Below are 18,920 nucleotides of genomic sequence, written 5' to 3' on the forward strand. Positions count from 1 at the left end.
ACGAACGTACGACACACGTCGAGCCCGCGACACGGTGAAGCAGCTCACTCCCGTCTGGACGCCGGTCTGGATCGATGAGGTACAGTCAGCCCAGCGAAGGGGAGTAGCTCCCAACTTCGCGGTCGACATACTGGCGCCCCATGGCTCCCGGCCGCGAGGCCCGACCCCGGGTCGGGCGAGCGAGACCTTCGATCCGGCATCGTCCGGGTCGAAGTGGTCCTCCCTTCGACCCGGCCCCAGATCGAGGGGTAGGGAGACATGAACGGCGTGCTCAGCGCCTTCCTGATCAGCTTCGGCGTGATCTTCGTGGCCGAGTTGGGCGACAAGTCCCAGCTCATGGCCCTGACGTTCGCCACGCGCTACCGCGCCTGGCCCGTGCTCATCGGCATCACCATCGCCACCTCGGTGGTGCACCTCGTGTCCGTGGCCGTCGGGTACGGCCTGGGCGCCACCATCCCGACCGGGTGGATCGCGCTCGCGGCGGCGCTGGCGTTCCTCGTGTTCGGTGCGTGGACGCTGCGCGGCGACCGGCTCACCGAGGAGGAGAAGCAGAAGGCGGGCCAGACCGCCCGGTCCGCGCTCGTCGCGGTCACGGTGGCGTTCTTCCTCGCCGAGCTCGGCGACAAGACGATGCTCGCCACCATCACCCTGGCCACCCAGCACGGGTGGTTCGGAGTGTGGCTGGGTTCCACCCTGGGCATGGTCGCGGCGGACGCGCTGGCCATCGTGATCGGCCGCGCGCTCGGCAAGCGGCTGCCGGAGCGGACCATCCGCTACGGGGCGGCGGTCGGCTTCTTCGTGTTCGGCGTGGTCCTGCTGTGGGAGGCGATCGCCGAGCTGACCGGCCGCAACCCGTGGACCGTCGCCGCCGAGTCGCTGAACCACCACACCGGCGCCTGGATCGCGGTGGGGCTGATGCTCGTGGCGATCGCCGTCATCGCCGTCGGACGGCGGTGGGCGCGAGCGGGCTCGCGGCGCTCGGCCCCGCCGGCCGGGCGCGCCTCGTGGTGGTCGCGCGCACTGCTCGGCGCGGCCCTGCTGCTCGGCGTGGTCGCCCCGCTGCTGGTGGCGTTCGACGTGATCGAGCCGATCGCGTGGTTCAGCGCGCCCGGGTGGATCGTGACCGGCGCGGGCCTGGCGCTGCTGGGCCTGGCGCTGGTGCTGGCCGCCCTGCTGCAGATGGGGTCGGCGCGCAGGCGCCACGGCCGCTCCCTCGCCCTGACCAGCGACGGCCTGTACGCCAAGGTCCGCAACCCCGCCTTCACCGGCATGGTGGTGGCGATGGCGGGTGCGCTGGTCATGGCGCCCACCGCGCTCGGGGTCCTGGCCACGGTCCTGACCGTGGCCGCGGTGCAGATCCAGGCCCGTGCCGTCCGCGAGCCCGGTCTCACCGAGGCCCTGGGCGAGGAGTACGCGAGCTACGTCTCGCGGACGGGCCGCTTCCTCCCGCGCGTGCGCACGCCCCGCACCCCCCACCCCGAACGGACCAGCTCCCACCTGTGAGCGGCGATGGTCGCTCCGGCGACCATCGCCGCTCACGGGGCGGTCAGCTGTACCAGGTCGGCTCCGGGACCTCGTCGGTGAGCACGAGGGCGCCCACCTCGCGGCGCTTGTAGGCCACCGGGTCGTGCAGGGTGTGGGTGCGGACGTTGCGCCAGAAGCGGTCGAAGCCCAGCTCCGACGTCGTCGCCCGGGCGCCGAGGCCCTCGAAGACCCGGCTCGTCACCTCCAGGGCCACCTCGGTGGCCCGCGCCTTCACCGCGGCCACCCGGACCTCGTGCTCCCCGCGCTGTCGGGGCGTGACGGCGTCGGGGTCGCGGTGGATCGGGAGGGCCTCCTCGGCGACCCGGTCGGCGAAGGCCTCGACCGCCCAGAGCTTCGCGGTCAGGTCGCCGTAGAGGTCGAGCTGGTAGGGCTCGTCGACGGCGCGGTCCCGGCCCCCGTGCAGCCACGGACGGGTGTGGGTGCGGGTGTAGGCGGCGGCCTCCTCGAGGGCACCGCGGGCGATGCCCAGGTAGAACGAGACGAACACCAGCTGGATGATCGGCACGTTGAGGGTGTTGTAGGTGCGGGCCTCGAAGACCTTGTCGCGGAAGCCCGCCGCCTCGGCCCACGGCACCCGGACGTCGGAGATCGTCACGCCGCCGCTCTCGGTGAGCCGCTGGCCGATGTTGTCCCAGTCGTCGTGGAAGGTCAGGCCGGGCTGGGCGCTCGGCACGATCGCGAAGACGTGGGTGTCGGTCCCCTCGAGCACGCCCTCGAGGACGGTGAGGTCGGAGACCCTGCTGCCGGTCGAGAAGGACTTGCGTCCGGAGTAGACGATGCTGTCGCCCTCGTCGCGGATCAGGACGTCCGCGTCCCGCGGGTTGACCGCGCCGCCGAAGAACCAGCGGTTCCGGGTGGCCTCGGCCTCGACGGCCGCGATCTGCTCCGGGGTGCCGACGAGCCGGGCGGCCCAGAACCAGAGCAGGTGGTAGCCCAGGAGCTGGCCGATCGAGCCGTCCCCGGCGGCGACCTCCCGGATCACCCGGTAGGCGAGCGGCCACTCCTGGCCGCCCCCGCCGTGCTCGGTCGGGCCGAGCAGCGTGACGAGCCCGGAGTCCTTGAGCAGGGCCACCTCGTCGTAGGGGGTCTGGCCCGCGCGGTCGCGGTCGGCGGCGTCCTCGGCGAGGATCCCGCGCACCTCGCGAGCGCGGTCGAGCCACTCGTCGGCGGTGGTCGGGGTGTGGGCGAAGCGGGCTTCGAGCGTGGTCATGAGAGAGTCCTTTGTGGAGTGTGTGGGTGCGCGCACGCCCGCCCGCGGGACGCAGGGGCGTCGGGCGGTCGGGTGCGCACACCGGCGACCCGAGCGAGCGGGTGTCCGGCGCGGACGGGCGGTGCGCGGGAGGTGTGGGTGTGGGTGGCGGTGGTTGCACGTTTCGTGCCGTCAGCGCGGCAAGATCGTCGAAAGTGTGCGGTGAGCGCTGCGGGAACAGCAGTGAGCGCACAGGAACAGCGATCATGAGCGCACCCGCGAAGATCACCGGAAGTGTGCGGTGACTGCGGTCGAGACCGCACTCAGCGCACGGTTCTCGCGATCATGCAGCAGTGAGTGCACGAAACGTGCGACCTGAGGTGGCCCGGACAGGACGTGGTGACGGCGCGGGCGTGGTCGATGACCCGGCGCCGGGTCAGCAGGGGCACGTCAGTTCACGAGCGCGGGCTCGAGCGCCGCTTCCTTCTCGCGGATGATCGGCAGCACCTTCTCGCCGAAGTACTCGATCTCCTCCTGGAAGTGGAGGAAGCCCAGGAGCAGCAGGTCGGCGCCGCGGCGCTTGTACTCGATGGCCCGGTCCGCGATCTGCTCCGGCGTGCCGATCAGCTGGGTGCGGAACCCGTCGTTGTACTGGACGAGGTCCTCGAAGGTCGAGTCCGCCCACATCCCGCGCTTGTCCCCGGTGGACGATCCGGCCTGCTGCACGGCGTCCCGGAAGCCCTCGACGGCGGGCCGGTTCGCCTTCGCGACGATCTCGCGCAGCTGCTCCCGGGCCTCCTTCTCGGTGTCCCGGGCGATGACGAACCCGTTGAGCCCGAACCGGACCGTGCGGCCCGCCTCCGCGGCGTGCGCGCCCACCTCGAGCACCTGCTCGGTGAACCCGTCGTAGTCCTTGCCGTTGGAGAAGTACCAGTCCGCCACCTGGCCGCCGTTTCGGCGGGCGGCCGTGGAGTTGCCGCCCTGGAAGATCTCCGGGTGCGGACGGCCGGGCACGTCGACCGGCTTGGGCTTGAGGTCGAAGTCGTGGATCCGGTAGAAGTCCCCGCGCAGCTCGGCCTGGTCGCTGGTCCAGATCTCGCGCAACGCCCGGATGAACTCCGCGGAGCGGCGGTAGCGCTCGTCGTGCTCCAGCCAGGGCTCGCCGAGCGCGGTGAACTCCTGCTTGAACCAGCCGCTCACCACGTTGACCGCGGCGCGGCCGCCGGAGAGGTGGTCCGCCGTCGCGATCCACTTGGCCAGGACGCCCGGGTGCCAGAGCCCGGGGTGCACCGCGGCGATGACCTTGAGCTTCTCGGTGGCCAACAGCAGCGCCAGCGAAAAGCTCGTGGACTCGTGCTGGTGGTCGGCGCCGTAGGACGCCATGTACCGGACCTGGGACAGCGCGTACTCGAACCCGACGCGCTCGGCGGTCTGGGCGAGCCGCCGGTTGTAGTCGATGCCCCAGTCGGTCCGTTGCTCGATCGTGGAGGTGACGAGCCCGCCGGAGACGTTGGGGACCCAGTAGGCGAACTTCAGGGGAGTGGACACGGTGCTCCTGTCGAAAGGCGGGAAGGCGGCATTCGACTCAGCGACAGGCGCAGGACACCACGGTCAGGTGATCGACGTGCCGACGACGCGTCAGCAGGAACCCGGCCATGACCCGACCACACCACATCCGGGGGGAGCGGGTCAAACGGGTGTCCACATGTCGAACGCGTCCGGACCATTGGGCCGTTCGGTCGAGCCTGTGTCCACTGGTCGGGACGGGCGAAATGCGCGCGGGGGCCCGCGTGTTCCCCCGACGTGACGACGACGGAGCTCGACTGGACGACCTGGCACGCCGAGCGCGAGGAGCAGTTGCGGCTCCCGCACGGCTGGCTGAGCCTCACCGCGCTGGAGTGGGTCCCCGAGGAGCCCACGAGCTACCCCGGCCTGCCCGGGACCTGGCGGGCGACCGGCGCGGGCGTCGAGCTCACGGCGGCCGCGGCGGACGGGCTGGTCGTCGGCGGGGTGCCGGTCGACGGCACCGTGCTTCTGGAGCCGACGGACGGGCTGCCCGGCGAGCTGGTGCAGGTGGGGGACCGCACGGTGGAGATCGCGCGCCGCACGAACGCCTACGCCCTGCGGGTACGCGACCCGCAGGCGCCCACCCGGACCGCGTTCACCGGCGTCCCCACCTTCCCCGTCGAGGACCGCTGGATCGTCGACGCCCGGTTCACGCCCTACCCGTCCCCCCGGCGGATCACGGTCGGCGCGGTGGTGGAGGGCCTGAACCACTTCCCGACCGCGGTGGGCACCGTGCGCTTCACGCTCGACGGCCTGCCGCAGGAGCTGGTGGCCCTAGCGGGCAAACCGGACGGGCTGTCCCTGCACTTCCGGGACGCGACCTCGGGGGTGAGCACCTACGGCGGCGGCCGCATCCTCAAGGTCGGGGAGCCCGGCCCGGACGGTCACCTGCAGCTGGACCTCAACCGCGTCGTGAACCTGCCCTGCGCCTTCACCGCCTTCGCCACCTGCCCGCTGCCGCCCGCGGAGAACACCCTGACCGTCGCGGTGGCGGCGGGGGAGCGGCTGCCGGCCTGAGCCGGTAGGGCACCCGACGGGAGGGGTCGGCCCGGGGATGCCAGAGTAGGGCCGTGAGTGGAACGACGGCGGTCGACGAGACGCCCGTCCCCGCCACCGACCTCGCGGACGACCGCCGGGGCAGGCTGCTCCGGCTCGTCCGGCGGGCGCCGTTGACCGTCGGGCTCGTCGTGGTGTTGTGGACGCTCGGCGCCCTGACCGGCAGCCTGCTGCACGGCCCCGCACCGGAGCTCGCCGCGCGCGTCGGGGCCGGGCTCGGCCCGCTGCGCGACGGCGCCTGGTGGGGGCTGGTGACCTCGGCGCTGTGGTGTCAGGGCCTGGACTCCTACCTGCTGTCGACGGCGATGGTGCTGGCCCTGCTGCCGGTGGCCGAGCGCCGGATCGGGAGCCGCCGGACCGCGGCGCTCGCGGTCGTCGTGCAGGTGGGCGGGTCGCTGGTGGGGCTGGGCGCGGTCGCCCTGCTGGACCGGCTGGCGGACGGCCGGTGGGCGGACCAGCTCGCCGCGTCGACGGCGGTGGGCCCCGGGACCGCCGTCGTCGGCTGCGTCTTGGCGGTCAGCGCCGGGCTGCCCGCGCTGTGGCGCCGCAGGTTGCGCTTGGTGCTGGTCATCGCGCTGGTCATGCTCGCGCTGTACTCCGGGCTGATCGGCGACCTGCTGCGTCTCGCGGCCGGGCTGCTGGGTCTGGCCCTCGGTGCCGTGGTGTTCGGGCGGCGGCGCGGGGTCGGGCGTTCCCGCCCGACCCGCGCGGAGACCCGGGTGCTGGTCGCCCTCGTGGTCGCCGCGTCGGCGCTCGGGCCGCTGATCGCCGCGTGGGCGCAGACCCGGGTGGGGCCGCTGTCGGTGCTGCGGTTCGTGTTCGCGGCGACCGCGCCGGACCCGGCGACCGTCGCCGGGGTGTGTGCGGACGGGTCGCCGCGCGAGTGCGCGGAGCTGCAGTCGCGGCTGCGTTTCTCCGGGCTCGGCCCCGCGCTGCTGTCGATCATGCCGGTGCTGTTGCTGCTGGTCGCGGCGGAGGGACTGCGCCGGGGCAGGCGCGCGGCGTGGGGGGTGGCGCTCGGGCTGAACCTGGGGCTCACCGCCCTCGGCCTGGTGCTCGCGGCGAGCCCGATGCAGCAGCGGATCGTGCTCGGCGCCGGGGTGCACCTGCACGCGTTCGTGCTGGTCGCGCTTCCGCTGCTGCAGCCCCTGCTGGTGGCGGTGCTCCTCGTGGCCTCCCGCCGCGTGTTCGACGTCCACGCCCCCGTCGGGACCTACCGCGGCCTGGTCAAGACGGTGGTCGGGGCCGCGGTGGTGGCCGCGGCGGCGTACGTCGCGCTGGGGTTCCTGCTGCGCGCCGGGTTCGACCGGCCGCCCGGGGTGGCCGCGCTGCTCGCCGACGTGCCGCTGCGGCTCGTGCCGGGCGGGTACCTCGTCGGGTTCCCGCCGGCGTTCCTGCCCGTGGACTGGCCCGCGGTGGTGCTGTTCGAGTGGACCGGGCCGGTGTTCTGGCTGGTGGTGGTCGTGGCGGCGGCGCGCACCCTCGCCCGGCCGCGGCTGCGCTCCGCCGAGCCGGACGGCGACCGGGTGCGCGCGCTCGTCGCCGTCGGCGGCGGGACCCTGGCCCACATGGCCACCTGGGCCGGGCACACCTACTGGTTCACCGAGGGCGCGGCCGTCGCCTACCGGGTGATCGGCGGGGTCGCGATCACCACCGGCGGGCCCGTCGGGGAGCGGAACCCCCACGCCGTGGCGGGCTTCGCCGCGCATTGCCGCGACCAGGGCTGGACGCCGTGCTTCTACAGCGTCGACGCCCGGGTGGCCGGGGACGCCGAGGCACTGGGCTGGCGCACGGTGCAGGTGGCGGAGGAGACCGTGCTGCCGCTCGGCGCGCTCGCCTTCACCGGGCGGAAGTGGCAGGACGTCCGCACGGCGCTGAACAAGGCGGGCAAGGCCGGGGTCACCGCGGAGTGGACGACCTTCGCCGAGGCGCCGCTCGCGGTCACCGACCAGATCCGGGCGATCAGCGAGGAGTGGGTGGCGGACAAGGGGCTGCCCGAGATGGGCTTCACCCTCGGCGGGCTCGACGAGCTGGCCGACCCGGCCGTGCGGCTGCTGGTGGCCGTCGACACCGAACGCACGGTCCACGGCGTCACGAGCTGGCTGCCGGTGCACCGCGACGGCGCGATCGTCGGGTGGACGCTGGACTTCATGCGGCGGCGCTCGGACGAGGCGGCGTTCCGCGGGGTGATGGAGTTCCTGATCGCCTCGGCCGCGCTGAGCTGTCAGGCCGAGGGTGCGGAGTTCCTCTCGCTCTCCGGCGCGCCGCTGGCCCGGCTGGACCGGGGCGAGCGCCCGCCCGCCCTGCAGAAGCTGCTGGACGGGGCCGGTCGCCGGCTCGAGCCCGTGTACGGCTTCCGCTCACTGCTGGCCTTCAAGGCGAAGTTCCAGCCCGAGTACCGCCCCTGGTTCCTCGCCTACCCGGAGACCGCGGCCCTCCCGGCGATCGGCAACGCCCTGGCCCGGGCCTACCTCCCCGACCTCACCCCTCGCCAGACCGCAGGCCTGGCCCGCGCCCTCTTCCGCTGACCCCGCATTGTGGAGCCACAACTGTCGGTTTCGGGCTCCGGAACGACAGTTGTGGCTCCACAATGCATCGTCAGGCGTCGACCTTCGTGCGTGTCGTCCTGCGGATCAGCGGGAACAGCAGGAGGGCGGCGATGATGGTGTACACCGTGATCGCGAGGGGTGTGCTGACCAGCGTGGTCACGTCGCCGTCGGCGATCTGGAGGGCGCGGCGCAGCTGGAGCTCGGCGTCGGGACCCAGGATCACGCCGATGATGGCGGGCAGCACCGGCAGGCCGTAGCGGCGCATCACGAATCCCACGACGCCGATCACCAACAGCACCAGCAGGTCCACCGCCTGCCCGGACACCGCGTACGCCCCGATGCAGGCGAAGAACAGGATGCCCGCGTAGAGGTAGGGCCGCGGGATCCGCAGCAGCTTCGCCCACAGCGGCGCCAGCGGCAGGTTCAACAGCAGCAACAGCACCAGGCCGATGAACAGGCTCGCGATCAGCGTCCACACCAGGTCGGGCTCGTTGGTGAACAGCAGCGGGCCCGGCTGGATGCCGAACTGCTGGAACGCCGCGAGCATGACGGCGGCGATCGCCGTCGTCGGCAGCCCGAGGGTGAGCATGGTGGACAGCGTCCCCGCCGACGACGCGCTGGCCGCCGACTCCGGACCCGCGAGGCCCTCGATCGCGCCCTTGCCGAACTCGTCGCGGTGCTTCGACAGCCGCCGCTCGGTCACGTACGCCATGAAGGTGGACATCTCGGCGCCGCCCGCGGGGATGGACCCGAAGGTGAAGCCGATGAACGGCCCGCGCATCCAGGGCTTCCAGGCCCGCTTGACGTCCGCCTTGGACAGCCACGGCCGCCCGACGGGGATGATCTCCTGGTGCGTGCGGCGCAGGTGCGCCGCGACCCAGAGGGCCTCGCCGACCGCGAACAGCCCGACCGCGACGATGACGACGTCGATGCCGTCCGCCAGCTGCGGGACGCCGAAGGTCAGCCGCGCCTGCCCGCTGATCGGGTCGAGCCCGACGAGGCCGATCGTCAGCCCGATCGCCAGCGAGGCGAACCCGCGGACCCGCGAGGCGCCCAGCACGCCCGCCACCGCCACGAACGCGAGCACCATGATCGCGAAGTAGTCCGGCGCCCCGATGTTCACCGCCACCGAGGCGATCAACGGCGCCAGCAGCACGATCCCGATCGCGCCGAACACGCCGCCGACGAAGTGCCCGATCGCGGCCGTGGCCAGCGCCTGGGCGCCGCGTCCGCTGCGCGCCATGGGGTTGCCCTCGATCGCCGCCATCACCGAGGCGCTCTCGCCGGGGGTGTTGAGCAGGATCGACGTGGTGGAGCCGCCGAACATCGCGCCGAAGTAGATGCCGGCGAACATGATGAACGCGCCGGTCGGGTCGAACGCGTAGGTCACGGGCAGCAGCAGCGCCACCGCCATGGCCGGACCGATGCCCGGCAGCACCCCGACCGCGGTGCCGAGCAGCACCCCGATCGCGGCGAACAGCAGGTTCCCCGGGGTCAGGGCGGCCGCGAAGCCGCCCATCAGGTTCGCGAGGGACTCCATCATGCCCCGAACACCCCCATCAGCGGGCCGCCCGGCAGGTCCACCCCGAGCAGGCCGTCGAACACGATCCAGGTGACGAGCGAGACCCCGGCGGCGATGAGGACGTCCCGGGCGGGCGTGCGGGAGCCCAGGGTCGCCGCAGCGCCCCAGAACAGCACGGTCCCGGCGATCGGCCAGCCCAGGATCGGGATCAGGGCCGCGGTCGCGACCAGGACCCCGGCCAGCTTCCCGACGGTGCGCAGGTCGGCGGGGGTGCCCAGGTCGACGTCCTCGCCCGCCTCCGCCTCGCCGTGCCCGCCGCGGAGCACGTCGACCGCGAGCAGCGCCGACAGCAGCAACAACGCCCCGCCCAGCACGAACGCGATCGTGCGCGGCCCCAGCGGGTCGGACACCGAGCCGCCGCTCTCCAGCGCGGTGTCCACGACGACCAGCACACCCACGGCGCCGAGCACGATCGACACGCCCAGCTCGGAGTGCGCGCGCCACCACCCGGCACGCTCGACGGGCCGCTCCTCGGTGATCGTCATGACGTCAGCCCCAGTTCTCGCAGCACACCGGCCACGCGCTCGTTCTCGCTCTCCAGGAAGGCCCCGAACTCGGGCCCGGGCTGGTACGCGTCGGTCCAGCCGTTGCGCTCCAGGGCGGCGGCCCACTCCGGGGTGGCGACCAGCTCGGCGTAGGCCGCCTCGAGCTCGGCGCGGCCCTCGGCGGACAGGCCCGGCGGCGCGACCATCCCGCGCCAGTTGGTGAACTCCACGTCCAGCCCGGACTCGCGCAGGGTCGGCGCGTCCACGCCGGGGATGCGCTCCCCGGCGGTCACCGCGAGCACGCGCAGCTCGCCCGCGTCGATCTGGTCGGCGTACTCCCCGAGGCCGGAGACGCCGAAGGCCACCTTGCCGCCGAGGACGGCGGCCAGCAGCTCCCCGCCGCCGTCGTAGGCCACGTAGTTGACGGTGCGCGGATCGAGCCCCGCGGCCTCGGCCATCAGCATGGGCGCCAGGTGGTCCGGCCCGCCGGGCGAGGAGCCGCCACCCACCGGGACGCGGCCCGGGGCCGCCTTCCACTCCGCGAGCAGCTGCGGCAGCGAGGTGTAGGGCGAGTCCTTGCCGACGACGACGATCTCGGTCTCCTGCGTGAGCCGCGCGATCGGCGTCGTGTCGGCCAGGGTGGAGGGCGAGGAGTTGGTGTAGACGCTGCCGACCACGCCCAGCCCCATCGACATGACGAGCCGGTCGTTGCCGCTCTCGTTGACCGTGCGGCCCAGGCCGACCGTGCCGCCCGCGCCCGGGAGGTTGAACACCTCCACCGAGCCGGTCAGGCCGGACTCCTCGAACGCCTTGGCCGCCGTGCGGGCGGTGACGTCGTAGCCGCCGCCCGGTGAGTTCGGCACCAGCATGCGCAGCCCGCGCAGCTGGGTCCCGTCGCCGCCCCCGGTCAGTGCCCCCACCGCGGGCGGCACCAACAGGACGGCGGCGGCCGCGGCGACGATCGCCACGATCGCCGACCATCTCGTGCGGGATCTCTCCCGTGTGGACACCGTCGTCTCCCCTCGTCGTCGAAGTGCGCTCATCGTGCGGGTCGGGAGTGACGGCTGTCTCGCTTCTGTCCGCAAGGGTGGTTGTGGTCGTTCTGGTCATGGACCGGACGGTCGTAGGGTGCTCCTGTGCGCCGACGCCGAGCGGTCCGCGGGAGCAGACGCCCGCTGGCCCGCCAGTTCCTGGTCTGGCAGCTCGTCGTCGTCGTGATCCTGCTGGCGGCGGTCGCCGCGCTCGCGGCCGTCCAGTCGCACAGCGCCTTCGAGGAGACCCAGGGCCGGCGCATGCTGTCGGTGGCCGAGGACGTCGCGGCCACCCCGGGGATCCGGGCCGGGCTCGTCGAGCGCAACGTCGACCTGCTGGCGAGCTTCGCCCGCAGCGCGGAGAACCTGTCCGGGGCGGACCGCGTCGTGGTGGTGGACGCGGGCCGGGTCGTCCGCAGCTCCCCGGACCCCGCCGAGCTGGGCACCGCGTTCGAGGTCGGCGAGTCCACCGCGTTCGCGGGCCGCGCCTGGACCGGTGAGCAGGGGCGCTCGGTGGTCGCCGAGGTGCCGGTGGTCGTGGAGGGCGGCGAGGTGGTGGGCGTGGTGTCCGCGGGCATCCGGGCGCCGACCCTGTTCGAGGCGCTGGCGCCGGCCCGCGGTGAGGTCGCCGCGCTGCTCGGGCTCGCGCTGGTCCTGGGCGTGGGCGGGTCGCTGCTGCTGGCCCGGCGGGTGCGGCGGCAGACGCTCGGGCTCGAGCCCGCCGAGATCGTCGAGCTGGTGCAGCGGCGGGAGGCGATGCTGCTGGGGGTGAAGGAGGGCGTGGTCGGGCTCGACGGCGGCAAGGTCACCCTGATCAACCCCGCGGCGCACGCGCTGCTCGGGCTGCGGGTCGGGGACGCGCTGGACGGCCTCGACGCCCGGCTGCGGGACGTGCTGACCGGCGCGGTCCGCGGCGAGGACCAGGTCGTCGTGCACGGCGGGCGGGTGCTGGTGCTCAACCGCAACGAGCTGGACGCCGGCGCGGTGGTGACGCTGCGCGACCGCACCGAGCTCGCCGCGCTGCAGGACCGGCTCGACGCCTCCCGCAGCCTCACCGACACCCTCCGCGCCCAGGCCCACGAGTTCACCAACCGGCTGCACACCATCGCCGGGCTGACCGAGCTCGGCGAGCACGACGAGGTGCGGCGGTTCGTCAGCGGGGTCGTGGCGGCGGCGGAGGGCTGGCGCCGCGAGGTGGTGGACCGGGTCGCCGAGCCCGCGGTGGCGGCGCTGCTGGTGGCGAAGGCCTCGCTGGCCCAGGAGCGGGGCGTGGAGCTGCGGTTCGCCGCAGGCGCCCACCTCGACGCCTCGGGCGACCCGGCGCTCGGCGGCGACCTCGTCACCGTGCTGGGCAACCTGGTCGACAATGCGCTCGACGCCGTGTCGGGCCGCGGCCCCGACGGCTGGGTCGAGATCGACATCGCCGAACGGGAGGGCGCGGTGCACGTGCGGGTGCGGGACTCCGGGCCGGGGGTGGCCTCGGACCTGGCGGAGGAGGTGTTCCGGCACGGGTTCACCACCAAGGCCGCGGAGTCGCCCGGCGGGCGCGGGCTGGGGCTCGCGCTGGTCCGCGAGGTGTGCCTGCGCCGGTCCGGCAGCGTCGCCGTCTCGGGTTCGACGTTCACGGCGGTCCTCGCGTGAGGGTGCTGGTCGTGGACGACGACTTCATGGTCGCCAAGGTGCACAGCGGGTACGTGGGGCGGATCGAGGGTTGCACGGTGGTCGGGGTGGCGCACACCGGGGCCGACGCCGTCGAGCAGGCGCGGGAGCTGCGGCCCGACCTCGTCCTGCTGGACGTCTACCTCCCCGACATGTCCGGCATCGACGTGCTGCGCGCGCTGCGGACCGGGGCCCCGGACGACCCGTCCGTCCTGGTGATCACCGCCGCGGACGACGCCGCGACCGTGGCCGCCGCCCTGCACGGCGGGGCGCTGCACTACCTCGTGAAGCCGTTCGACTCGCGGGCGCTGGCCGAGCAGGTCGAACGCGCCCGACGGCTGCGGGGCAGGCTGGCGGGGCTCGACCGGGCGGGGCAGGAGGACATCGACCGCCTCTTCGGCGCGGGCTCGACCCGCCTGCCCAAGGGGCTCACCGGTGAGACCGCCGCCCTGGTGGAGCGGGTCCTGCGCGAGCACGGCGGCGACCTCTCGGCCACCGAGTGCGCCGAGCAGACCCGGTTGTCCCGGGTGAGCGCGCGACGGTACCTCGAACACTTCGTGGACACCGGCGCGGCGCGGGTCCACCTGCGCTACGGCGGCACCGGGCGCCCGGAGCGCCGCTACACCTGGGCGCGCTGACCGGGCGGTCAGGACGGGGCGGTCAGGACGGGGCGGGGTCGCGGCGACGGCCGCGGAGCATCCCCGCCAGCCATTCGGACGCCAGTCCGAAGACGACGCCCGCCACCGCGGCCGCCGCGGCGAGCAGCGCCGGATTGGTGGCCGACACCGTGGTGATCGGCGTGCCGGTGGCGGCGATCGTGCCGACGGTCATCGCGAAACCGAACACGATCGCGGGCGCCGCCGCGAGCACGCCGATCCGGGAGCTGAGCATCATCGCGGCGCTGCCCACCCCGACCGCTGCGCCGAGCAGCAGCACCGAGCCCCCGCCCGCGGTGACGACCAGGAGGGTCAGGGTCGCGATCACGATGCCCGCGAGGTTGCAGAGCAACCCGCGGACCGCGCCGGCGCGGCCACCGCCGCAGAAGAAGAACGAGGCCCAGGCCAGGAACAGCACCCACACGGGGACCGGCAGCACGGTCGCGGTGAGCCAGGTCGACACGGCGCCGAGCACCCCCACGCTGACGGCGAGCGCGGTGTTGTCGGACAGGCGGAGGTTCATGGGCAAAAGCCTAGGGAGAGTTCATTTCACATGAGTTAATTTCATATGGAATGAACGACGGGCTTCGTCCCCTCTGACATGCTCATCCCTGAGTGCGTGCGAGGCGCAGCAGCGTCCATCACGTGCATCACTTCCAGCTGAGAGCGATGCGGAGCACCATGAGCGAGATCGACTTCATCCCGCGGCCGGACCAGTTCGTGTGGACCTTCGGCGGCGCGCCGCCGGTCGCGACGGTGCAGCCCGGGGACGTCCTGCGGCTGTGGACGGAGGACGCCTTCGGCGGCGTGCTGCAGCGGACCGACCAGCGGCCGAGCGAGCTGCTCGACACCCGCTACCTCAACCCGCAGACCGGCCCCTTCCTGGTGGCGGGCGCCGAGCCGGGGGACACCCTGGCGATCCACCTCGTCGCCGTGGAGCCCGCGCGCGACTGGGCGGCCTCGACCACGGTGCCCTTCTTCGGCGGGCTGACGGCCACCGACCGCACCGCGATGCTGCACCCCGCGCTGCCCGAACGGACCTGGATCTACCAGCTCGACCGCGCCCGTCGGACCGTGCTGTTCGAGTCCACGTACCCCACGGCGGGAGGCGACCCGTTGCGGTTGGAGCTCCCGATCGACCCGATGCTCGGCACGGTCGGGGTCGCGCCGCCGCTGCGCGAGGTGCGCTCGTCCCTGGTGCCGGACACCTTCGGCGGCAACATGGACACGCCGGAGATGCGGGCCGGCGTCACCTGCTACCTGCCGGTGAACGTCGAGGGCGCGCTGTTCTCGATCGGCGACGGGCACTACCGGCAGGGCGAGGGGGAGTCCTGCGGCACCGCCGTCGAGGGGGCGATGGACGTGACCCTGATCGTGGACCTCGTCAAGGGCGGGCCGGACCGCCCCGCCCCGTCCTGGCCGCGGATCGAGAGCGACGACCACCTCGTCGTCGTCGGGTCGGCCCGGCCGCTGGAGGACGCGTGGCGGGCCAGCCAGGTCGGCATGATCGGCTGGCTCGGCGAGCTCTACGGGCTCGACCCGCTCGACGGCTACCAGCTGCTCACCCAGATCTCCCTCGCCCCGCTCGCCAACGTGGTCGACGTGAACTACAGCGCGCTGACCAAGCTGCGCAAGGACCTGCTGCCGCCCGCCCGGGCCTACGACGGTCTGCACGCCGACCTGCGGGCCCGCGCCGCCGCCCTGCGCTAGGGTCCGGAGTTCCCACGGCGAACGGCGCGTTCACTCACACCCGGTGAGCGAACGCGCCGTTCGTGTGTGCGGGGTCAGTGGGAGTGCGGATGGGTGTGGTCGGGGTCGGACTCGTCGTGGCTGAGGGCCTCGCGCTCGGCCAGGGTGCGCAGGGCGATCTCCTCGCCGTCGAGCAGGCCCTTCTCCACCATCAGCCGGGTGAAGGCCGCGGTGAACTGGCGGTAGTACAGGGCCGGGTCGCAGGTCTCGTCGATGCCGCTGCGGTCGATCTCCTCGATGAGCCGGGCCTTGAACTCGTCCCACGGGTAGAGGCCCGACTCGTGCAGGCTCACCACCATGCCGAACGCGCGGCTCTGCCACGGCGCGTCGAACACCGGTTCGCCGTTGGACCGCGGGATCGCGGCCGAGCCCTCCAGGTCCACGGTGACGCTGATGGCTCTACCTTCCTTTCGCACGGTGGTTCCCGGCAGGGAGCGCTTTCGGCGCTTGTCCCTTGAGGACTGGCATGAGACGGCGCCCCTGCCGGGCCCCGGCGAAGGTCTGATGTCCAGGAGGGTGTGGTCCCGCGAGGACTGGTTCATCAGCACGACGCAGCGCCTTCCCGGTCCGCCGAGCACAGCGAGCAGAATGTGATCGGCGGAAGGAGAGAAGCGGGTGCTGGGAATCGGCATCGACTGGGCTGAGGAGTTTCATGACGTCGCCCTCGGCACGGTGGAGAAAGGCGTGGTCGAGCAGTTCCGGATCGCGCACGGACCGGACGGTGTCGCTGCTCTGGTCGAGCGTGCGTTGCGCCTGGAGCCCGACCCGGCCGAGGTCCGGGTGGTCATCGAGACCCGCCACGGGCTGCTCGTCGAAGCCCTGCTCGACGCCGGGTTCACCGTGTTGCCGGTCAACCCGGACCTGGTGGCCCGCCGCCGCGGCCCGGCGCGGAAGAAGGACGACGCCGAGGACGCGAGGATCTGCTGTCTGCTGGCGCTCGACCGCCACGCCGTGCTCAAGACGCTGGTCCCGCACGGGCCGATCGCAGGCGAGCTGCGCGCAATCGGCCGCGACGACGAACGCGCCGCCCGTGACCAACGCCGCCTGCTCAACCGGCTCCGAGCCGACCTGCAGACCACCTACCCCGCCGCGCTGATCATTGCCGGGAAGGACCTCGGTGCTCCGACGGTGCTGCGACTGCTGGAGCGCTGGCCGACCCAGGACGAGCTCGCCGCTGCGACCCGCGACGAGCTCGAGGCGTTCGCCCGCGCCGGCCGGCACGGTTGGCCCGGCCGCTTCGCCGACCGGGTCACCGCCGCTCTGACCGTGCCGTCGCTGCCCACGCGGGACTACCTCGTGCGCGCCAAGGCCGCCGGGATCCGGCTGGCCGCGGTCCAGCTCCTCGCCCTGCACGAGGCCCGCCGCGGCTGGGAACAGCGCATGGGTGAGCTGCTCCTGGGAGGGCGGCGAACCCGGCGTGATCACACCGTGGAGGAGCCCGACCCGGGGAAGGCCTTCCCGGGCGGGGACATCTACCTGAGCTTCCCCGGCCTGGGAGACAGACTCGCAGCTCGGGTCGCCGGTGAGATCGGTGAGCACCTCGGGCAGTTCGACTCTCCGAACGGTCTGCAGTGCTATGCCGGTCGAGCCCCGGTCACCCGACGCTCGGGAAAAAGCGACTTCGTCGTCGCGAGACGCCTGGCGCACAACAGATACCTCGGTGACGCCGTGCACCAATGGGCGTTCTGCAGCCTTACTCGAAGCGGCTGGGCGCGGGAGTTCTACGACGGGAAGATCGCTGCCGGAAAGAGTCACCACAACGCGCTGCGGGCCCTGGGGAACCGCTGGCTGGAGATCCTCTGGCACTGCCTGACCCGAGGTGTCCTCTACGACGAGGCCGTCCACGTCGCCAACCGCAACCGAGCCCTCGGCCGAGCCGCCTGACCCGAAGGTTGACAGAGGGTGTCTCATGCCGGCACCTCCACCAGTGCGACGCCGACCATCGAGTCCCGGCTGACGATCTCCGCCAGCTGGTCGGCGGTCCAGTCCTCGGTCCCCGCGGGTCGCTGCGGGACGACCAGGTAGCGCAGCTCGGCACTGGTGTCCCAGACCGCGATCTCGACGTCCGCGCCGAGCTCGACCCCGAACTCCGACAGCACCGCCCGAGGCTCCTTGACCACCCGCGCCCGGTACTGCGGGTACTTGAACCAGGCGGGCGGGATGCCCAGCAGGGTCCACGGGTAGCACGAGCACAGCGTGCACACGATCACGTTGTGCACCGAGTCGGTGTTCTCGACCGCGAGGATGTGCTCGCTCTGCAGGCCGGTGAACCCCATCGACGCGATCGCCGCCGTGCCGTCGCGCAGCAGCCACTCCTTGAACTCCGGGTCCGTCCAGGCTCGGGCCACGACCCGGGCCCCGTTCATCGGACCCATGTCGGTCTCGAACGAGTTGACGACGGCGTCGACCGCCTGCGACTCGGCGAGGCCGCGCTCGACCAGCAGCGACTCGAGCGCGCGGACGCGGGCCTCGATGTCGTCGACGTCCATCCAGCTCAGTGCGCCGGACTCGAGCTTCTCGGGGGTGGTCACGCGGTCTCTCCCGGGGTGGTCGTGGGGGCGGTGTCGAGGTAGTCCTCGAACAGGTCGGCGTAGAGGTCGTAGGCACCCTCCTCGGCCGCGGCCTCCGGTCCCCAGAGGTCGAGCTTGGCGAAGCGGACGGTGTAGAGGTGGTGCGGCACGTCCCGCTGCGCGTGGGCGCTGGTCGCGGGGTCGTGGTGGGCGCCGTGGTGGCGGGCGACCGTGCCGCGCACCCCGTTGAGGTAGCCCGGCAGCCGGTTGTGGGTGGTGACGTTGATGTTGCGGACCACGATCGCGTCGCCCTCGGCGAACCGCGGGGGCACGTCGGTCGGGACGTCGTGCGGGGTGCCCTCCCAGAGGATCTTGATCATTCGGTCCGCCGCGGCCGTGGACGGCGTCGGCTTCTCGGGGTGGGCTTCGATCCGCCCGGGGGCCTGGGTGCGGACGCGCTCGTCGATCTCCTCGTGGGTGATGATCCCCTTGTCGTTCAACAGCTTCTCGACCGAGTAGAGCCAGTGCTCGTAGTAGTTCGAGTCGGTGTAGTGGGCCCACGGCATGAGCTCGATGCCGTGGCGCTGCTCGTCCAGGTTGAACGCGCCGTTCGCGATCGCCATCGCGGTCAGCGCGTGCATGCGCCCCTCGAACGGGTAGCGGAACGCGGGTTGTTCCGGGTCCTTGAAGACCTCGATCACGGGGCCGAGACCGTCTCGGCCTCCGACGTCGTGCGGACCGTGCATGAGATGACTCCTCGACGTCACGACAGGTGCCGCGCGCCCGGGTCGGCGCGCTCGTCAGGACAGTAGGAGGTGCTCGACCCGATTTAGTTTCACGAGTGTTAATTTCAAATGGAACTAACTGTCGCCGCCATCCACGCAGCGCTCCAGCCGGTCGAGGTCGTCGACGAGCCTGCCGAGGTCGGCGACCCCGAGGCGAGCCTCGATGCGCTGCTGCAGCTCCTCCTCCGCCAGCTGGACCTGGCGCAGGACGGGCCGTCCGCGGTGGGACAGGAACAGCAGCACCCGCCTGCGGTCGAGCGGATCGACCCGGCGGTGCAGCAGGCCCCCGTTGACGAGCCGGTCGACCACCCGGGTCAAGGTCGGGGCCGGGATGAGGGCGCCGAGGGCGACATCCGCCATCGCATGGCCCTCGCCGTCGGCGAGCTGCAGCAGGACCCGGTACTGGTCCAGCGAGAGGCCGCCCGCGGCGAGCGGCTCGGCGAGGCAGCCGTTCACCGCGCGCGCGACCTGGGCCAGCCGGAGCGCGAGGCTGGTCCGGTCCGTGATGTCCTGCACGCGTGGCTCCTGATCGAGTCGACCGGTGATTCCATCCGGTAG

At 72.9% G+C, this 18,920-nt stretch carries 17 protein-coding genes; 7 read left to right on the forward strand and 10 right to left on the reverse strand.

The features are described from left to right. Positions 1 to 258 precede the first annotated feature (258 nt). Positions 259 to 1,503, forward strand: a complete 1,245-nt coding sequence (locus L3X23_RS32085) for a TMEM165/GDT1 family protein (RefSeq protein ID WP_237197077.1) — start codon at positions 259 to 261, stop codon at positions 1,501 to 1,503. Between the two features lie 43 nt (positions 1,504 to 1,546). On the opposite strand, the gene L3X23_RS32090 is transcribed toward L3X23_RS32085, so the two are convergent. Then, the gene (locus L3X23_RS32090) at positions 1,547 to 2,755 is read right to left on the reverse strand and encodes an acyl-CoA dehydrogenase family protein (protein ID WP_237197080.1); all 1,209 of its coding nucleotides are present in this window, start codon (positions 2,753 to 2,755) and stop codon (positions 1,547 to 1,549) included. 429 nt (positions 2,756 to 3,184) lie between these two features. Next, positions 3,185 to 4,282, reverse strand: a complete 1,098-nt coding sequence (gene sfnG / locus L3X23_RS32095) for a dimethylsulfone monooxygenase SfnG (protein ID WP_093087238.1) — start codon at positions 4,280 to 4,282, stop codon at positions 3,185 to 3,187. A 255-nt stretch (positions 4,283 to 4,537) separates the two neighbouring features. Between sfnG and L3X23_RS32100 the strand changes: the two genes are divergently transcribed. After that, positions 4,538 to 5,317: a DUF1684 domain-containing protein gene (locus L3X23_RS32100; RefSeq protein WP_237197082.1), complete on the forward strand. Its 780-nt coding sequence runs from the start codon at positions 4,538 to 4,540 to the stop codon at positions 5,315 to 5,317. Positions 5,318 to 5,370: 53 nt separating this feature from the next. Next, positions 5,371 to 7,884 (forward strand): bifunctional lysylphosphatidylglycerol flippase/synthetase MprF, encoded by a 2,514-nt coding sequence (locus L3X23_RS36425; RefSeq protein ID WP_237197084.1) that lies wholly within the window; start codon positions 5,371 to 5,373, stop codon positions 7,882 to 7,884. 70 nt (positions 7,885 to 7,954) lie between these two features. Here L3X23_RS36425 and L3X23_RS32110 read toward each other — a convergent pair whose 3' ends face one another. The 3 genes from L3X23_RS32110 to L3X23_RS32120 are packed head-to-tail and all read right to left on the reverse strand — an operon-like array spanning position 7,955 to position 10,940. Beyond that, positions 7,955 to 9,445: a tripartite tricarboxylate transporter permease gene (locus L3X23_RS32110; RefSeq protein WP_237198179.1), complete on the reverse strand. Its 1,491-nt coding sequence runs from the start codon at positions 9,443 to 9,445 to the stop codon at positions 7,955 to 7,957. Beyond that, positions 9,445 to 9,972, reverse strand: coding sequence for a tripartite tricarboxylate transporter TctB family protein (locus L3X23_RS32115; RefSeq protein ID WP_237197086.1), 528 nt, complete (start codon positions 9,970 to 9,972; stop codon positions 9,445 to 9,447). Before L3X23_RS32115 ends, L3X23_RS32110 begins: the two co-directional genes overlap by 1 nt. Continuing rightward, the gene (locus tag L3X23_RS32120) at positions 9,969 to 10,940 is read right to left on the reverse strand and encodes a tripartite tricarboxylate transporter substrate binding protein (protein WP_237197088.1); all 972 of its coding nucleotides are present in this window, start codon (positions 10,938 to 10,940) and stop codon (positions 9,969 to 9,971) included. Before L3X23_RS32120 ends, L3X23_RS32115 begins: the two co-directional genes overlap by 4 nt. Positions 10,941 to 11,108: 168 nt before the next feature. Between L3X23_RS32120 and L3X23_RS32125 the strand changes: the two genes are divergently transcribed. After that, positions 11,109 to 12,644 (forward strand): ATP-binding protein, encoded by a 1,536-nt coding sequence (locus L3X23_RS32125; protein WP_237197090.1) that lies wholly within the window; start codon positions 11,109 to 11,111, stop codon positions 12,642 to 12,644. After that, complete coding sequence (locus tag L3X23_RS32130; protein WP_237197092.1) at positions 12,641 to 13,300, forward strand: response regulator; 660 nt, start codon at positions 12,641 to 12,643, stop codon at positions 13,298 to 13,300. The genes L3X23_RS32125 and L3X23_RS32130 overlap by 4 nt, the downstream gene beginning before the upstream one ends. A gap of 22 nt (positions 13,301 to 13,322) precedes the next feature. On the opposite strand, the gene L3X23_RS32135 is transcribed toward L3X23_RS32130, so the two are convergent. Beyond that, a complete protein-coding gene (locus L3X23_RS32135; RefSeq protein WP_237197094.1) occupies positions 13,323 to 13,841 on the reverse strand; it encodes a DUF1097 domain-containing protein in 519 nt (172 codons plus the stop codon). A 158-nt stretch (positions 13,842 to 13,999) separates the two neighbouring features. Here L3X23_RS32135 and L3X23_RS32140 point away from each other — a divergent pair, with 158 nt between their 5' ends. Beyond that, positions 14,000 to 15,028 (forward strand): acetamidase/formamidase family protein, encoded by a 1,029-nt coding sequence (locus L3X23_RS32140; protein WP_237197096.1) that lies wholly within the window; start codon positions 14,000 to 14,002, stop codon positions 15,026 to 15,028. A gap of 74 nt (positions 15,029 to 15,102) precedes the next feature. Here L3X23_RS32140 and L3X23_RS32145 read toward each other — a convergent pair whose 3' ends face one another. Further along, entirely contained in the window at positions 15,103 to 15,483 is a 381-nt protein-coding gene (locus L3X23_RS32145) for a nitrile hydratase accessory protein (RefSeq protein WP_237197098.1), read from the reverse strand. A gap of 199 nt (positions 15,484 to 15,682) precedes the next feature. Here L3X23_RS32145 and L3X23_RS32150 point away from each other — a divergent pair, with 199 nt between their 5' ends. Continuing rightward, a complete protein-coding gene (locus L3X23_RS32150; protein WP_237190731.1) occupies positions 15,683 to 16,951 on the forward strand; it encodes a transposase in 1,269 nt (422 codons plus the stop codon). Positions 16,952 to 16,974: 23 nt separating this feature from the next. On the opposite strand, the gene nthA is transcribed toward L3X23_RS32150, so the two are convergent. The 3 genes from nthA to L3X23_RS32165 form a co-directional block, all read right to left on the reverse strand. Beyond that, a complete protein-coding gene (gene nthA / locus L3X23_RS32155; protein ID WP_237197100.1) occupies positions 16,975 to 17,598 on the reverse strand; it encodes a nitrile hydratase subunit alpha in 624 nt (207 codons plus the stop codon). Then, positions 17,595 to 18,323 (reverse strand): nitrile hydratase subunit beta, encoded by a 729-nt coding sequence (nthB, locus tag L3X23_RS32160; RefSeq protein WP_237197102.1) that lies wholly within the window; start codon positions 18,321 to 18,323, stop codon positions 17,595 to 17,597. The genes nthA and nthB overlap by 4 nt, the downstream gene beginning before the upstream one ends. Before the next feature lie 114 nt (positions 18,324 to 18,437). After that, complete coding sequence (locus L3X23_RS32165) at positions 18,438 to 18,878, reverse strand: MarR family winged helix-turn-helix transcriptional regulator (protein WP_237197104.1); 441 nt, start codon at positions 18,876 to 18,878, stop codon at positions 18,438 to 18,440. Between the last annotated feature and the right edge of the window lie 42 nt (positions 18,879 to 18,920).

It is taken from the genome of Pseudonocardia sp. WMMC193 (genome assembly GCF_021728735.1).
Lineage (GTDB): Bacteria > Actinomycetota > Actinomycetes > Mycobacteriales > Pseudonocardiaceae > Pseudonocardia > Pseudonocardia oroxyli.